We start from the raw sequence: 15830 nt of genomic DNA, 5'->3' as shown, positions 1-15830 counted from the left end.
CAGAGGATCTACCTTCTTATTGAATATTTGACAATATACGCTCAGCGCCTAATTTTAAAATTTTAATAAAGATATAATTTACAATCGTAAACATTACAAATAAAACGATAAACATAATCCAAAGTCCTACTTGAAGGAAGAAGTATAATACACTTACACCTGCTACAATAACTAAAGCTATTAAAATATTAGCTAAAAAATTCCACAAAGTTGTATATCGACTTTTAAATAATTTCTGTTCTGTATCCCAATGAATATCTGCAGTTTGTGCATCCCAGCGTGTACCTATTAAATTAATTAACAATAAACCGTTCGCACTTAGTAAGAACCAAAGTATCATGAAGACTGGCGAAATACCTGCTACAACTGCCATCGTAATACCGAATACTGCTAAAATGACCACATTAATTAACCAAGCAGTTATTGCTTTCGCAAAAAAGATATCCGAAGCCTTTACTGGTAAGTAACGATTCACAAACCAAGAGCTTCCATCTCGTGAGAATGACGTTGTTGCAATAACGTTACTCCCCATTAAAAATAAGGAGGCACAAAGGCCAACACCAATTGCGAAACCTGCTGATTCTGGATTATCAATATACCCTGTAATCCATTTCAAATTTCCATCTTGTACAAACAAAACAAAGAACAGCATAATTGGCATAACGAAAGTTTGCACAATACAATTTAAGAAAAATTGTGGCGTGCGGAATAACGTTTTAAATTCTTTTTTCACATATGCTTTTAAATGCGAACTTTGTACCGTTGATTTCTGTAAACCTTCTGCTGAAATTACCTCTTTCTTTGCTGTACTCGTTGAAAGTCCAATAACTCCTTTCAAATATGTACGCTCTGCAATGTAGTAAAACAGCGCGAAAAATGCGATAGAAATAAGAATGTATATTAGTACGTATAATATTCCCTTCCACGATGCATTTTCTACTAATCCCATCGCTCCAAAATATGTAGTTGGAAAATAATTTGTCATTTGTATGAAAAGTGAGGATTCATTATTTGCAAGATAATTCGCAACCGAATCTCCAGCTCCAGATACTGCACTTTTATTTCTCCATTGCATAAATACATTGATTCCGACGATAAATAGTATACTTACGATTCCAATAAATATACTTCCTCGATCTTTATTTTTCGCTATATTCGTATACCTCATAATAATTGTCATAATTAACGAAGCTAAAACTAGCGGAATGATCGGGAAGAATAAGTAAATGACAATCATATAAATGTAATATGTAATGAAAGCACCACTCTTTAAACCGTAAGTAATAAAGATAGGCAATAAAATAAACGAGCTCATTACGTATTGTGTAATTAACACTGTAAAGAACTTTGCCGAAATAATTTGCGCTGGTTTTAACGGTAACGGTAGCAACATTTCAACATCATTACTATAGTAAAACACTGTTAAAATGTTCATAATACTCATCAAAAATACCCATATACTAGCAACTGCTAATCCCATCGCAATAACAATTCCTGGATCCTGTCCGAGGTGTATCATTCCTTCATATATTCCATGGGTCATCGAACCGAATATTAAAAAACCTACAAATAAAATGGCTGCAAATGAAAATAAATACGCCCATCTTTTCTTTTTATCTGTTATGAAATCTGCATAATTTAATTTCAATAATACTTTCGTTAACGTCCAAATTTTACTCATTTCCCGTCATCTCCAAGAACATTTTTTCAAGTGATTCATTGGATTCAAAATGGTCTCTCATTTCATTTAAATTCCCTTTAAACTGAAGATTTCCCTTATTAATAATCGCGACGCGGTCACATATTTTTTCAGCTACTTCTAATACGTGTGTCGAGAAAAATACAATCTTCCCTTTATCTGCATGTTCTCTCATCATTTCTTTTAAAATATAGGCAGATTTCGGATCAAGCCCTGTTAACGGTTCATCTAAAATCCACACATCTGGTTCATGTACGAGCACACCGATAATAACAATCTTTTGTCTCATACCGTGTGAATAACTTTGAATTTGATCAGATAAAGCATTGTACAGATCAAACTTCTTCGCTAATGACTCTATTCGTTCTTGTCTTACTTCCTTCGGTACTTCATACATATCAGCCATAAAGTTTAAATATTCAATCCCTTTTAATCGTAAAAACATATCCGGGCTATCTGGAACATAGCCAAATGTTTTCTTCGCTTCCATCGGATTTTTCATAATATCTTTACCGTTGATTGTAATGGTTCCTTTGTCCACCCCATGAATACCAGTAATCATCTTAATTGTCGTTGATTTACCCGCACCATTCGGTCCTAAAAACCCAAAGATTTCTCCGCTCGGTACAGATAAACTTAAATCTTTTACTGCATAGTTAGATCCATTATAACTTTTTGACACATTCAAAATTTCGATCATTACATCCAATCCTTTCCTTAATTACCAATTAACTATATTAACATTATAGCATACTTATATTTTTAGATTTTTATATTTTTCAGTTTTTTCAACCTTTAAAATAAATATAAATTCCTAATCCAACGATTAAAACAACGGCTAGTATTATATAAATCATCGTAAGTCGTTTAATATTTCCTGTTGTCGCTTTACTATAATTCGCATCACCATTTCGCCCAATTAACACCGTTCCAATTACAGTAATAACTACAAGTAATATAACAATCATTATCCCAGTTAACATTTCTTCCTCCCCCTCCTTACATCCATTTTACGATATTTCCCTTTTTATTTTACAGAATATTTAACCTTTTTTACTATTATTATGAAATAAATCGTAAAACTATTATTACTATGAATTTCCATATGTGATATATTTATAACATATAGTGATTTATCCCGCTATTTGTGAGCAGTAAGACCCCCACCTCAAAATTCGGCTGGAGCAAAGAAGTTAGGTGGGAGCCCTGCTACCCGTAAACGCCCGATTGGTGAAGGCTAACATCGAAAGGAGAATCTATCATGAAAACGACTTGGATAAAATATTTAGGTTTTCTCGGTTTCTTTGGGTTTCTCGGATTTTTTTATGAAAAAGGATTGTTTACTATGTTTTGTTTTTTCTCCTTTTTCACGACGTATAGAAAAGTTCATCACGATGAGCTTTTTGAACAAATCGTCAATAAATCTTGCCGCAACGCCTTTATCGTTACGTTATTAACTACCGCTATCATTATGTTTATTGAAATGTTATTTCCGAATCCTACACTACAAGAGATTGATATTGCTCTTATTTTCAGCACACTCATTCTTACATTCGGATTCTCTATGTTCTTTTACGATAAACCAGTTGATGAAATGGAAGATGCACCATGGCGTTCGTAACGAAGATAAAAGAATATCGTGCCAAAGTACATATGACGCAGGAAGATTTAGCGAAAAAGGTTGGTGTACGTCGTGAAACGATTAGCCATCTTGAAAAAGGAAAATATAATCCTTCCTTACAACTTGCTCACGATATAGCGAGGGCACTACATAGTACGATTGATGAGGTTTTTATTTTTGAGGATTAATAAAGAGCACCAAGTTTAATACATAATACTGAATCTAAAGTAATTAAATATATACTAGACGACGCATGTTGTTTAACAATGTAGTTTTAAGGTGTATCAACACTTTGCTTGATACGCCTATTTTTTATGGTTTTTATCACTGCATTCATCAAAGCGACCAGTATGTTGCAACGAAAATACCGTACTTTTTCCAGAACCACATAAAAAAATACCGGTATCCTTCCCATGAAGAATACCAGTACTTTTCATTTATCACCCATACAAAACCGCATGAAATACGCCTAACAGTAAGTATTGATCCTCTATATAATCCTCATCATATACATTCATCTCGATGTAATACATATCTTCCTCAAGACGAATATTCCAATCTGCGATTACATAGCCCTTTCGTAATAGCTTTCCAATCCCAAGTGAATTTTTGTGAACAACATATTCTTCTGTCTTATATGTAAAGGTAAATAAGAAATTTGCATCCAATAATTTTCCGTCACATACCATTATTTCATGCTCTACATCATCATTATCGATGTACGTTACTAAAATCTTTCTTTGGCGCCGCCTACTTACATCCTTTGCGATGATCCGAATATTATCCTTACTATCCTTTATTTCGTAATTGATATTACTACCAACTTTCGGAATGAAGTCTAGCACTTTCATCAACGCATTTTTATAATAACCCCGTACTACGCCTTCTTGTTTGCTTCCATTGTAAACCTCTATCGGCGTCATGTCCGCTTTACTTTCACACAGTCGTTTGTAAGAAAGCTGCATCATTCGCTCTCCTCTTAAGTACTGATCAAACGTCACAGGATATTCTATCACACGCAGTTCCTTATTTAGCTCATACAAATAGCGTTGAACGCTCTCTACTAATGTTGTAGTTGATATACGCTCTTGAAGTTCAAATTGCTGCCAACTGGAAAAAACTCTCCACTGATCTTCCTCTTCATATACGAATCCGAGAATTACTTCCTCACGGTCACTCGTTTCATAATTCAATTGTTCTTTCTGTCCATGTTGCACTTGTTCCATCCACTGTCCTAAATAAATGCCAAGCTCTGCAACCTTCATGCATGACTTCTGAAAAAATACGCTGTCACTCACGCGAATTGTTAAATCCCCTTCAATAAAGCCATTTGCATAAGCGGCATACCGTGGCTCATCCTTCTGCGGGATAGCCTTGTCTAACTCAAATAAAAACGTTAACATCCTTCACTCACCTCTAGTTGTTACACAGCTCATACATGACATCGCATCACTCTGAGAAACTATGTATATATGAATATTTAATTATCGCATTATAACACGTGAAAGACCTTAGTATAGTAGCGCTATTTTTGCTTCGCGAACTCCCTCACAATAGAATAACTATCCTTTTATTATTTTTTTCTTGACTTAGAGTTCACTCTAATTATTATAATCAACTCATAGTTCATTCACAATAAAATCAATTGGATAAAATTCAGGAGGGATCGGAAAAGCTAAAATCAAAAGTGGCTGACATTAACGCAGACCTGAATGTTGTCATTCGAACCTTTGATTTATCTGTTAATACAATTGTACATTAAGGTACTAATCAAATAAAAACCTACGATTTCCTGTACGTTAAGAAGTCAGTGATTCTTGCCTTATTTTACTTTCTCTTAATAGTCGTAAAGCTTCTATAATTTATTTAGTACATATAAAAAAGACGGAATCATAAAATCAGCAAATTAGAAAATAAAACAGGATGGGAGTCAGTTATTATGGAGCAATCAAATAAAGCGTTTAGCCAGGCATTAGTAAAATCGTTAAGAGGAGAACGAGGACATCTTCCCATCAAGAATGCTTTATCGGATATAGACGTGGCGCTTGCGGGAAAGCGCCGAGAGGAACTGCCTTATTCTATTTATCAATTAGTGAAACACATGACCTATTGGCAAGATTTTCTCTTATTATCCGCTCAGGGGAAGAAGCCTACATTGCCTGCCCATGTAAAAGAGAGCTGGCCTGAAGAAGAATGCCCTGGCAGTGAGGAAGAGTGGCAACAGATTATTCAGTATTTTCTTCAAGGGATTGAACAGGCATGCACGATCGCCCAAACTGTTCAATTGGACAAAACATTGGAGGAATGGCCTGGTGAAACCCCTGGCGGTGTTCTACGGAATATTGCATCTCATAACTCCTACCATTTAGGAGAAATTGTGCTGATTCGCAGATTATTTAGTGCTTGGCCACCGCCAACAGGCGGATATCCGGTCTAAGCAAGGAAAGGGTTCCACCCCATGCCCATTAACTTAAGATTTTAAATTACACCCAAAACGAAATTTTTACCACTTTACAGTTATTTATGAGAATTAAATTCATTTTTTTCATTACTGGGGAACAAACATTTTTTAAATTTGATGGAGATAGGGTATAAAAATACAAATTTCATCTCCCAAAAAAATAAAAAAACGATTGCTTGGATCCTAAGAGGCAATCGTTTTTTTAGCTGTTTGTAATGACCAATTACAAACAGCTAAATATATTATTTAGTGTTATTTCTGTTTTCCAAAACCTTCTCCACATTAATCCTCAATTTCAATTCCAGCTTGTTTAAATGGTTCTAATTTTATTTCTGTTTTCTTTCAGTAAAATTATTTTGACTTGGTGCCATCTTTTTTGTCTCATATCTTAGTATATGAAATTATATGCACGATTTTCAAATACATCTACCGTAACTTACAATATATCAACTATTCGACAAATCTTAACAAGATTAAAATGAGACTACCTTTTCTTCCGCAATTTCTAAAATTTGTAGCAGGTTCTCCACTTCATAGGTCGGCTTAACACTTGTCTTGTTTTCTTTCAGACTCGGATTATACCAACACGTATCAATACCGTAATCTTCTCCACCTTTCATATCAGAAGTTAGCGAGTCTCCAACCATTAGTACACTTGATTTATCAGTAATCCCAAGCTTGTCAAACGCATAATCAAAAATCTCACGCGCTGGTTTTTGATGGCCGACTTCTTCAGAAATAATAATATGATCAAAGAAGTTACATAAAGGCGAATTTCCAATTCTAGATTGTTGCACTTTTGTATATCCATTCGTAATGATACCTAACTTGCAATCTTGAAGATTCTCACATAATTGCACTGCACCTTCTATAAGATGTACTTCTTCCCCTAAGTTTTCAAGGTATACGTCACTAAAATGCTGCGCATCTACTTCTAGAGTATGAAGAGCAAATAATTGTCTAAATCGATCTACCGCTAATTCACTTAGCGTTATCATTTTATTCTCTAAATCTCTCCATAATCCATTACTAATCTCTTTATAACTTGCAAGATAATCATTATACCCTGTAGGCATGCCAAATTGTACAAACGCGTTATGTAATGCGTTTCTTTCTGTTTCAGGGAAATCTAATAATGTATCGTCTACGTCGAATAGTATTACTTTGTATTTCATGATGTTCGCCTCAATTCCTATATTAAACACTTCTTATAGCTTAATTATAAGCTTTTATATATTTCATTATAAAGCGCTTTGACTCGCTCTTTATAGAATACACCTTTATCTTCTATTTTCAAATGTGCTATAAATAAGTTTGCAAGCATGACCGCAGTATCTAACCTATAAAATAAACTAACAATATGCGGGGTATCGTTAAAGATACTATCATTCTTATATCCCTCTTCAAATTCTTCCCAATTCACCTCATTCGTTTCAGCTATTCTCATAAGCTCCAATAATGGATGACCAATTAGAGCGTTATCCCAATCCACTATCGCTTTAATTTCTCCATTATATCCAATTAAATTGGCTGGTCGAATGTCCATATGCAATAAACTCTTTATATGATCAGCTGTACTAAGAATATGTTCAATTGTTTTTGTCTCTGGAAGTTTAATTCCACAGTTCGTAATTGTATTAAAACCTTCTATCCGTTTCACAATGCGTTCCGCTATATACTTACTAATCGGCTCTCTAATGTTCTGCTCATATTGTAAACCATCGATTGGTATACTATGAAGCTCACTAACTAACTTCCCTATTTTACATGCAGAAATTGGCATATGATCAGTAGATACATAATCCGATATTAAAAAATCAAGTTCGGCAGAAAGATGCAATCCATGTATCTTTGGCACTGGAATACCTTTTGAATAACAAAACTTAGAAAGCTCTGTTTCCTTTTGCAATGAAATCCGACTATTAAATAAATCTTCATTTATATTTTCTACTTCTCTTTCCCACGGCACTCGAAAAGCTAAAGCTCCCTTTTCTGAATCTCCGCGAAAAACAATATTTTGCACTCCCGTTCCAATCACCTTTAAATCCTGAACAGCTAGTTCCTTATAATCTTGACTTAGTATTGTTGCTAGCTTTCCTCTTAACCCCTCTGCTTTTACACGTGTATGAATCATTTTATCCCCCGATTCTTAAGTTTTTTTCATCCATTTTCTCCCCGGTGCACAACAATCCTCATAAACAAAATTATAGCAACAATAATAAAAGGAGGCTAATCCAATTAGCCTCCCTCCTCATTATTTATCCCGCATTAACGCCTGATTGGTGAAGGCTAATAATCAGTGGGGATGAACCCCCCCACTGATTAAAGTTTCACTTTATCTTCTAGCAATAACACTTTCATTTCTTCTAGCGATTCTTTCGTAAAGCCAAGTGCTTTTTCAGCATACGCTTCAACTGAACCGTATTGCTTTTTCACTTCATCAATCGCAGCTTGTAAATATTCAGCGCGTGCTTCAAACATCGCACCTAATATCGCTCTACTTTCATCGTTTTGTAATTTTGCACCTAAAAAGGCCATCATTTTTTCATTTAACTTTTCACGGAAGCCGTTACTTAGTAAGTAATCTTCCATTACTGTTTTTTCTGGTACACCTAGTAAAAGTAATAATAATGCCGATCCAAATCCTGTACGGTCTTTTCCAGCTGTACAGTGGTTTACTAATGGTAAGTTTTCTGGATTTTGCGCTAAGTTTAAGAAACTCACGAATGCTTCATTACCACTTACGAAATCTTGATTCATTTTCACAAGATACTCACCTGGCTTCCCTAACATAGAAAGGTCACCAACTTGGAAAAATTCATTTATGTTTAAGTCTTTCGCTAAATCTTGCATAACTGGTAAACACACTTGACGAGCACCTGTAATCTCTGGATTCGGCTTATGCTTCACTTCAAAGTCTGTACGGTAGTCACAAATTAATTTTAAGCTAGACTTCTGTAAATACTCGATATCCCATTCTGTTAATCCTGCTAATTCTTCAGAACGATACAATTTACCCCATTTTACTTTACGGCCTTCAGTCGTTTCATATCCTCCCATATCACGGAAGTTAAACGCACCTTGTAATGGCAATCTACGCTCAGCTACTGTCACTGCTTGTCCATTACTTCCTACTAGTCTAAAATATGGACGCTCATTTTCACTAGGGTTTTCAATTGTACATGATGATTCTCCATTTACTGTTGCAAGTAATCCTCCATTTTCTTCAATATGATCTGGTGAAGTACTCCAGTAAATACGAACTTCTTCTATATTATTTTCCCACTTTATATGTAACGTATTATCTTCATTTCGTTCTACAGTTGCTTGTAGCCAATTTCTTTGTTGCTTCATACTTTCACCAACGCTTTCTTCGTATAGTCTAATCCTTCTCTATTGTATTATAGGAAAGCTTACTTTGTCGTTTCGATTTTTCTTTTTATCTTACAAACATGCAAAAAGTTCTTTTACTTGTTCAAAATTTGTACATGGATTCCCGCGAAATACATATGCGATTTGCTCATCACCTAAATCTTCATATACAACTGTTCCACGATCTGGGTGCGAATAAACCTCTAACCCGTTTATCATCTTTTTAACGCTATAATTCGTTTTCCATGAAGAAACAGGATAGTACGCTTTGTTTTTATGCCTACAAACCCAAAGTGCATATAGTTTACTATTTTCATCCCAGTATACATACTGCGTTTCGTCATTTCCTAATCCGATCGATTCGAGCTTCCAACTTAACTTTTCATGAATTGGCAATTTCGAATATGATGCGTCATGTGGAAAATTCCACTCTCGACATCTTCCTATTTCACCAATTCCACCTCTTTTTGCTTGAAAGCTTAATAAATGAAATGGTGTATGTAATATCGTTTTCGCAAACTCCATATTTACAGGTTGTAACCCAAATAGAAATCTTTCCATTTCATCTTGGTTTACATTTCCACGATCAATAGAAATTTCAATTTGCGTTTTCCATTTAGATGTAACGTAACTTTCTTTTCCCTTATAATTTACACCTTTCCAATACACAAGCCCTTTATATTGAAAACAAGATCCTTTTGCTTGAGAAATACAACTATCTGGAAATACCGGCTCCATTATATCGAGGAAAAACTCTTTTACCCGAAACATACTAGTTGGCGTAACAACTTGAAACCAAAATGTTTCCCACTTTTCACCCTCATAACGCTCTGAAACTTTTTCGATGTTCCAACCTTCTAACAAGATTTCTGGATACAGTAAAACAAAAGAATGAAATTGTTTTTCCAGCATATATAACCCTCCCACTAAATGAGTTCGAGAGAGTAAGCCATCCATCCTTCTAAAACCTTCTCACATATCGCTCAGTAGAGCTCAGCTGCTGACATCCGTTCTTTTCAAAAACATCCTTCATCCACTCGTTTTGTACATTTGTCTCGCCAATATAATAAGATGCACCTATTTCTTTCAAGACAAACATTGCCCCTGTAAAGAATGCTGCTTCATACCCTTTATTTCGCATATTTGGAGCGACTGCGAAATACATAAGTTTTCCTTCTTCTAACGTACCTCTTTCAATATGCGGGATTACAATTCCTATTGGCTCTTCATCGATACTTGCTGTTAAACAATGTTCTTTCCATTGCCCACCTATTTCTTGTAGCATCGTATTTACAAATTGATCATAATCGATTTGTTCTCCCGTCACTTCATTCCACAGTGAATAAAAAGCGGCTTCGCCTATCTCTTCAATAAGCTTAAAATCAATTTCACTTTCTATATCTTCTACTTCATATATATCCTTAAATACAATCATGTTTTCAGTAATATATTCAAATGAATACGTTTCGAAACATTTCTTATACACATCATAATTTGGGCTTTTTGAAGAAATCTCAAATTGCAATTCTTCTATTCCATCTTTTTCAGCTTCAGCAACGCAATATTGCATTATCTCTTCTAATTGCTCTTCTGTAAAAACCTCTGCATCATTTTCTTTTATTATTATAGAAGAAGCATTTTTTCTTATTTTAAAATGTTTTTCTAACTGTTCTATAGTCATCATATACTTCCCTCATCTATGTCATACTCGAATTTCTACTTGTTCTCCTTGCATGAGCAGGATTGTCCTTGAATATATAGAATACTAGAAAACATTGCATCTTTAAAGTGCGGAGGAGGTTCTCCATTGGATATTACAGCGCTGCAACAACAGTTAGAGCTTATACAACAAAATGACTATACGCAACTGCAACATATAGATATTAATGAGTTAACGCTCAATATGCTTCAGTATATCGGAACAACTGATAGTTACGTTCGTTACCAACTTATATATAAATGTTTTGCACATTTCATTCATCATGAATTCCTTATGGACGATCAACTGAAATTACTTCTACAAACTTGTTTAAGTGATGAGTATTTATATTGTGACATTCACTCCCCACTTACAGATGGGGTTTTCACACGTTCTTATACTGTTTCGTTAATTGCATTAATACTCCAATTCGCTAACTCGCACTACTTTTTTACAGAGGAGGATATCGAAGAAATAAAAAACAAACTCATTACATACACAAACTTAGAAATGGATTTTCGAGGCTATATTGAAAATAAAGGATGGGCTCATTGTCTTGCCCACGTATCTGATGCCTTTTCTGAAATTGTTCACAATTCCTATACGACCTTTGAATGGTACGAGGAATTAATTCATTGTTTATTAAATAAAATTTTCATCCCATCGGATCTTTTTCATAATAATGAAGATGAACGAATTGTTACACCGTTACTATCTATGCTATATCATGACTTCCCGCAAGATGAGTTAATTTCAATTATTTATAAAAAAATAAAAAGGCTGCCTCAAATTAGAAAACGCCTTTCCCTTAATGAGTATTGTATTTTATGCGCAAACATTAAAATCTTTTTACGCACATTATTTTTTAGAACAAAAGATGATCATAACTTAGCATTTACAGCACGTAAAACAGAAAAAATGTTAAAAGAACTGCCTAATTATTATTAAATATAAGGAGAAGACATATGGGCTATATTGAAGACATGAGAAATCTAGTAGGAAATCATCCACTCATTTTAATCGGATCACACGCCATTATATTAAATGAGAAAAATGAAATATTACTGCAGCTCCGTACAGATTTTAATCGCTGGGGCATTATTGGTGGCGCCTTAGAATATAACGAAACGTTAGAAGACGCTTTACAACGAGAAGTATATGAAGAAACTGGACTTATCATTAAAAATCCAGAACTATTCCGTACATACTCAGGACCTGATTTCTTTCAAATCTATCCAAACGGCGATCAAGTACACGGTGTACTCGCTGTTTATATTTGCCGAGAATTCCACGGTGAGCTTGTATGCGATCAAACGGAATCGAAAGAACTGCGCTTCTTTTCACTTGATGAATTACCTAGTAATCTCCCTCCTGTTATTGAGAGAATTATTAAGGCGTTTCAGCACTCCAATTAAAAAACATTACATATTAAAACAACCTCATTTCCCGTTATTATAACGAGAAATGAGGTTGTTTTATTTCACTGTAAATCCTAATTATTACCTTAATAGTTAGATTGTTATCTCGATCTGGTTTCCTTCAGGATCACTTACTACACTTTCATAGTAACCATCCCCTGTAGTACGTGGGCCGTTTAACACAGGGTATCCTGCTTCTCTTAATGTATTAGTTAATTCATTCACTTTTTCTTTACTACCTACAGAAAAAGCAATATGCGCATATCCTATTGTTTGTGTTTGTCTATTATCGTCTATCCCTACTTGCCTCATAAGTTCTAGACGTGCTCCACCTTCAAAAGTTATAAAATAAGATTCAAACTGCTTTTTCGGATTGTGATATAAGCTATTTTCTTCACCACCGAAGTACTGTTTATAGAAATCACGCATTCCTTCTAAATCATTCACCCAAATTGCTACATGTTCAATTTTCATAATCGACACCTTTTCTTTTATGTTATTCAACCGACAATTGGATGCTTCATTGCCAGCACATTTAATTTTCTTTATTTGTTCTAGTAATCATAAGATCAAGCCCAAGGCTTTTTAACCCAAATAAATAATCTTCTTTCCAATTACTCACTGTTATTTTCGGAATATGTTCTTCTGGAATGTACTGCGGACAACTTTTTACAATTTGCTCTATTACGAATTGATTCACTTCATCATCACAGAAGATAAACGCATGCGGGTTAATAATAGCTATACATGTAGCTATTAAACGAGTAATAGCATCTATATTATATTTTTCTGGATTATTTGCATCGTTAACTTCGTCTTCACTTCTTAAAGCTTGTAAGAAATTTTTATTATCGTACTGCGGAACGAAAGATATCTCTCCTGAGAAAAAGGTGCTTCCTCTCACTACATCTCCATTTATCATAATCCCTGCCCCTGGGCCATTTTGACCTGAATACAAATACACAAGAGATGAATTGTCGTTATTTCCAGTGCTTTTATAATAACCAAGCACTGCTGCATTCATATCGTTTTCTATTACTACAGGTATTGAAAACAGATCCTCCAAGTGACTTTTTAAATTAAAGTTTTGGAACTTTTCATAACCAGGAATATAGAAAATACGACCATTATCAACCGAACCAGGCACACCAATTGATATAGAGCTGATTTTCGGAAATGTAGCTATAAGACCTTCTATATGTTCTGTTAATAAATGTACGCCCGTATCCATCAATACACTTGAAGTACTTCCTTGTTCTTTTACTTCCCCTAAACAGTTGAAAATTGTATAGTTTGTCTCATTTTTTTCTAAAAATATCGCTAAACCTAACATATATTCCGGATTATACGCATATCGTTTCGCTCTTCTTCCGCCACTTGAATCATCTAAACCGACTAAAGTGACTTCACCGTCTTGTTTCATATTTTCTATAAATTTACTTATCGTTGGAAAACTAATTTCTAATGTATTACTAAGCTCAACTTTCGTCGCACTTCCTTGCTCTAGAAGAGCTGTACGAATGCCGCGAAGGATCGTCTCTTTAATCGATTTTTGAGTAACAAATTGTTCACTCAAATCGCTCACCACCTTAATCAACATACTTATTAAACTCTTTTAATAAGTTGCGTTGACAATATATCATACATCATTTTCTAAAGCAATAGAGATGATATATTTCCGCTGCATGCCATTCTTATTTAACCCGATGTATTCTCTCTCGTAATAGACGATACAATTCCTGACAAAAGAACAAATAATAAAACAGCTAGCAAGGCATTACGTATTCCGAATGCTTCCCCAAGTATCCCTAAAAATGGCGGTCCGACTAAAAAGGCTGTATAACCAATGATAGAAACTGCAGCAACATTAGAAGTCGCATTTTCACGGTCATCTCCAGCAGCTGACAGACCAATTGGGAACCCTAGCGCTGCACCAATCCCCCACAGTACTACACCAAATGCTAGAAAATACGAATTACTCCCAAATATTACGATTGAAACTCCTAGAATCGCCATCATAATGGTGGCACGTACGACAGCGACACGACCGAATCGATCAAGGAAATAGCTGCTACACATACGAGTTAACGTCATTGCTAATACAAAAATTGTGTACATAATAGAACCTGCCACTATACTTTGCTCGTGTCCATCTACCATCACGATAGGTAGCCAATCATTTGCACTACCTTCTGCAAATGCCATTCCGAGTACAAAAAGACCAATTAAAAGCACCTTTTTTTCCATACGTAAGGTCGTATGCTTCTCTCTCCTTTTGTTCCGCGATTTCTCCGTCTTTCCTGTTCCATGCGGAAGAAAACGATACACCATACATACAAGTAATACAAACACGACCGAAATCGCAAGAAACTGATACAGAATCGGAATGTGAAGCGACGCTGCGACAGAACCACTGAGCGCGCCTACTAAAGTTCCTACACTAAAAAAGCCATGGAATTTCGGAAGAAGAGTTGTTCCTAATTTCTGCTCAATGGAAGAACCTTCTACATTCAATGCGACTTCTGCTAATCCGTATCCTACTCCAAATACTAGTAAGCTACTAAAAACCCCCATACTAGAAACAAAATAAATATTTATACCTAAACAAATCAATCCAACAATCATAAAAAACATACTGCCTATAATAACGTCTCTAGCTCCCTTACAGTCAATGAAGCGGCTTGCACTTAGTAAACCAATTATTGAACCGACAGATAGTCCGAACAAAATCCAGCCCATTTCTGCATTTGACACTACTAAAATATCTCGAGTAGCTGCTGTTCTTGAAATCCATGTAGCAAACGCGACACCTGGCAAAGCAAATAAGAGAAAAAGAGCATTTCGAGAGGCACGTAATGTCTTTGTATGATTGTCCGCACTATATTTCTCCATATGAAACACCTTTCACATTGTCTATACGATAATTTACGAACTAGTGAAAACGCCCTTTATTCGTCTATCGTTTTAATAACTTTAGCTGGATTACCACCAACTACTACATTATGAGGTACATCTTTTGTCACAACTGCCCCTGAGGCAATTACAGCATTATCACCAATTGAAATACCAGGGTTAATAATAGCGCCCCCGCCAACCCAAACATTGTTACCTATCTTTACCGGCTTTCCATATTCTTTGCCAGAGTTCCGCTCTACCGGATGCAACGGATGCGTAGCAGTATAAATGTGAACACCAGGTGCAAACATACAATTATCACCGATTCGCACTTCACAAACGTCCAAAATCACACAATTAAAATTTGCGAAAAAGCTCTTTCCAACATGGATATTGTAGCCGTAATCACAACGAAAATCAGGATTAATTTGGGCTTTCCCATCAGCTGAAGAACCTAAAAGCTGATTTAATAACGTAAAACGTTGTTCATCTCCTGTCTCCATCGCCTCGTTATAAAGGCGTGTTAAACGTTTTGCATCCACCCTATCAGCCACTAATTCTTCGTCATCCGCAATATACATTTCTCCCGCTAACATCTTTTCTTTCTCTGTTTTCATCCAAGCATCTCCCTCGTTATAGAATGAATTACACTTATTAAACAACTT

18 protein-coding genes are annotated in these 15830 nt (G+C 35.2%); 5 read left to right on the top strand and 13 right to left on the bottom strand.

Annotated elements, in window-relative coordinates; translation table 11 throughout:
* Positions 1-16 precede the first annotated feature (16 nt).
* From ABH959_RS25335 to ABH959_RS25325, 3 genes are all read right to left on the bottom strand, one after another.
* Positions 17-1681: a putative ABC transporter permease subunit gene (locus ABH959_RS25335; RefSeq protein ID WP_113935928.1), complete on the bottom strand. Its 1665-nt coding sequence runs from the start codon at positions 1679-1681 to the stop codon at positions 17-19.
* Entirely contained in the window at positions 1674-2399 is a 726-nt protein-coding gene (locus ABH959_RS25330; protein ID WP_002066081.1) for an ABC transporter ATP-binding protein, read from the bottom strand. The genes ABH959_RS25335 and ABH959_RS25330 overlap by 8 nt, the downstream gene beginning before the upstream one ends.
* A gap of 88 nt (positions 2400-2487) precedes the next feature.
* The gene (locus tag ABH959_RS25325) at positions 2488-2682 is read right to left on the bottom strand and encodes a hypothetical protein (protein ID WP_002066080.1); all 195 of its coding nucleotides are present in this window, start codon (positions 2680-2682) and stop codon (positions 2488-2490) included.
* Positions 2683-2960: 278 nt separating this feature from the next.
* Here ABH959_RS25325 and ABH959_RS25320 point away from each other — a divergent pair, with 278 nt between their 5' ends.
* The gene (locus ABH959_RS25320) at positions 2961-3320 is read left to right on the top strand and encodes a DUF3796 domain-containing protein (protein ID WP_113935929.1); all 360 of its coding nucleotides are present in this window, start codon (positions 2961-2963) and stop codon (positions 3318-3320) included.
* Positions 3308-3508, top strand: coding sequence for a helix-turn-helix transcriptional regulator (locus tag ABH959_RS25315; RefSeq protein WP_002084410.1), 201 nt, complete (start codon positions 3308-3310; stop codon positions 3506-3508). The genes ABH959_RS25320 and ABH959_RS25315 overlap by 13 nt, the downstream gene beginning before the upstream one ends.
* 252 nt (positions 3509-3760) lie before the next feature.
* On the opposite strand, the gene ABH959_RS25310 is transcribed toward ABH959_RS25315, so the two are convergent.
* Positions 3761-4723, bottom strand: coding sequence for a tubby C-terminal domain-like protein (locus tag ABH959_RS25310; RefSeq protein WP_002137324.1), 963 nt, complete (start codon positions 4721-4723; stop codon positions 3761-3763).
* Between the two features lie 536 nt (positions 4724-5259).
* Here ABH959_RS25310 and ABH959_RS25305 point away from each other — a divergent pair.
* Positions 5260-5757, top strand: a complete 498-nt coding sequence (locus ABH959_RS25305) for a DinB family protein (RefSeq protein WP_002128293.1) — start codon at positions 5260-5262, stop codon at positions 5755-5757.
* A gap of 497 nt (positions 5758-6254) precedes the next feature.
* Here ABH959_RS25305 and ABH959_RS25300 read toward each other — a convergent pair whose 3' ends face one another.
* From ABH959_RS25300 to ABH959_RS25280, 5 genes are all read right to left on the bottom strand, one after another.
* Entirely contained in the window at positions 6255-6956 is a 702-nt protein-coding gene (locus tag ABH959_RS25300; protein WP_404493335.1) for a YjjG family noncanonical pyrimidine nucleotidase, read from the bottom strand.
* Positions 6957-7000: 44 nt separating this feature from the next.
* Entirely contained in the window at positions 7001-7915 is a 915-nt protein-coding gene (locus tag ABH959_RS25295; RefSeq protein WP_113935932.1) for a phosphotransferase family protein, read from the bottom strand.
* Positions 7916-8103: 188 nt separating this feature from the next.
* Positions 8104-9135 carry a tyrosine-protein phosphatase gene (locus ABH959_RS25290; protein WP_113935933.1) on the bottom strand — a complete coding sequence of 344 codons (1032 nt, stop codon included), beginning with the start codon at positions 9133-9135 and terminating at the stop codon, positions 8104-8106.
* A 90-nt stretch (positions 9136-9225) separates the two neighbouring features.
* Positions 9226-10110: a hypothetical protein gene (locus tag ABH959_RS25285; protein ID WP_113935934.1), complete on the bottom strand. Its 885-nt coding sequence runs from the start codon at positions 10108-10110 to the stop codon at positions 9226-9228.
* 4 nt (positions 10111-10114) lie between these two features.
* A complete protein-coding gene (locus ABH959_RS25280) occupies positions 10115-10837 on the bottom strand; it encodes a GNAT family N-acetyltransferase (RefSeq protein ID WP_002084403.1) in 723 nt (240 codons plus the stop codon).
* A gap of 123 nt (positions 10838-10960) precedes the next feature.
* Here ABH959_RS25280 and ABH959_RS25275 point away from each other — a divergent pair, with 123 nt between their 5' ends.
* Together ABH959_RS25275 and ABH959_RS25270 are read left to right on the top strand one after the other, a co-directional pair.
* Positions 10961-11800: a DUF2785 domain-containing protein gene (locus ABH959_RS25275; protein ID WP_113770438.1), complete on the top strand. Its 840-nt coding sequence runs from the start codon at positions 10961-10963 to the stop codon at positions 11798-11800.
* Positions 11801-11817: 17 nt separating this feature from the next.
* Positions 11818-12267, top strand: a complete 450-nt coding sequence (locus tag ABH959_RS25270) for an NUDIX hydrolase (protein ID WP_113935935.1) — start codon at positions 11818-11820, stop codon at positions 12265-12267.
* Positions 12268-12363: 96 nt separating this feature from the next.
* Here ABH959_RS25270 and ABH959_RS25265 read toward each other — a convergent pair whose 3' ends face one another.
* The 4 genes from ABH959_RS25265 to ABH959_RS25250 all read right to left on the bottom strand — a co-directional run bounded on the left by ABH959_RS25265 (position 12364) and on the right by ABH959_RS25250 (position 15782).
* Positions 12364-12744, bottom strand: a complete 381-nt coding sequence (locus ABH959_RS25265) for a VOC family protein (RefSeq protein WP_098636524.1) — start codon at positions 12742-12744, stop codon at positions 12364-12366.
* Positions 12745-12805: 61 nt separating this feature from the next.
* Positions 12806-13846 (bottom strand): ROK family transcriptional regulator, encoded by a 1041-nt coding sequence (locus ABH959_RS25260; protein ID WP_113935936.1) that lies wholly within the window; start codon positions 13844-13846, stop codon positions 12806-12808.
* Between the two features lie 122 nt (positions 13847-13968).
* The gene (locus ABH959_RS25255; RefSeq protein ID WP_404493334.1) at positions 13969-15162 is read right to left on the bottom strand and encodes an MFS transporter; all 1194 of its coding nucleotides are present in this window, start codon (positions 15160-15162) and stop codon (positions 13969-13971) included.
* Between the two features lie 56 nt (positions 15163-15218).
* Entirely contained in the window at positions 15219-15782 is a 564-nt protein-coding gene (locus ABH959_RS25250; RefSeq protein WP_404493333.1) for a maltose O-acetyltransferase, read from the bottom strand.
* Positions 15783-15830 lie beyond the last annotated feature (48 nt).

The sequence above is a fragment of the Bacillus sp. RC51 genome (genome assembly GCF_044908115.1).
Taxonomy (GTDB): Bacteria; Bacillota; Bacilli; order Bacillales; family Bacillaceae_G; genus Bacillus_A; species Bacillus_A mycoides.
The sequence above is the reverse complement of the archived record's forward strand: the minus strand, read 5'-3'. Positions and strand labels throughout refer to the sequence as shown.

Coding starts and splice junctions, on each gene's coding strand:
- ABH959_RS25255 (WP_404493334.1), bottom strand. CDS start 15,162: ATGGAGAAATATAGTGCGGACAATCATACAAAGACATTACGTGCCTCT.
- ABH959_RS25335 (WP_113935928.1), bottom strand. CDS start 1,681: ATGAGTAAAATTTGGACGTTAACGAAAGTATTATTGAAATTAAATTAT.
- ABH959_RS25280 (WP_002084403.1), bottom strand. CDS start 10,837: ATGATGACTATAGAACAGTTAGAAAAACATTTTAAAATAAGAAAAAAT.
- ABH959_RS25290 (WP_113935933.1), bottom strand. CDS start 9,135: ATGAAGCAACAAAGAAATTGGCTACAAGCAACTGTAGAACGAAATGAA.
- ABH959_RS25315 (WP_002084410.1), top strand. CDS start 3,308: ATGGCGTTCGTAACGAAGATAAAAGAATATCGTGCCAAAGTACATATG.
- ABH959_RS25300 (WP_404493335.1), bottom strand. CDS start 6,956: ATGAAATACAAAGTAATACTATTCGACGTAGACGATACATTATTAGAT.
- ABH959_RS25330 (WP_002066081.1), bottom strand. CDS start 2,399: ATGATCGAAATTTTGAATGTGTCAAAAAGTTATAATGGATCTAACTAT.
- ABH959_RS25285 (WP_113935934.1), bottom strand. CDS start 10,110: ATGGATGGCTTACTCTCTCGAACTCATTTAGTGGGAGGGTTATATATG.
- ABH959_RS25310 (WP_002137324.1), bottom strand. CDS start 4,723: ATGTTAACGTTTTTATTTGAGTTAGACAAGGCTATCCCGCAGAAGGAT.
- ABH959_RS25250 (WP_404493333.1), bottom strand. CDS start 15,782: ATGAAAACAGAGAAAGAAAAGATGTTAGCGGGAGAAATGTATATTGCG.
- ABH959_RS25305 (WP_002128293.1), top strand. CDS start 5,260: ATGGAGCAATCAAATAAAGCGTTTAGCCAGGCATTAGTAAAATCGTTA.
- ABH959_RS25325 (WP_002066080.1), bottom strand. CDS start 2,682: ATGTTAACTGGGATAATGATTGTTATATTACTTGTAGTTATTACTGTA.
- ABH959_RS25295 (WP_113935932.1), bottom strand. CDS start 7,915: ATGATTCATACACGTGTAAAAGCAGAGGGGTTAAGAGGAAAGCTAGCA.
- ABH959_RS25270 (WP_113935935.1), top strand. CDS start 11,818: ATGGGCTATATTGAAGACATGAGAAATCTAGTAGGAAATCATCCACTC.
- ABH959_RS25265 (WP_098636524.1), bottom strand. CDS start 12,744: ATGAAAATTGAACATGTAGCAATTTGGGTGAATGATTTAGAAGGAATG.
- ABH959_RS25320 (WP_113935929.1), top strand. CDS start 2,961: ATGAAAACGACTTGGATAAAATATTTAGGTTTTCTCGGTTTCTTTGGG.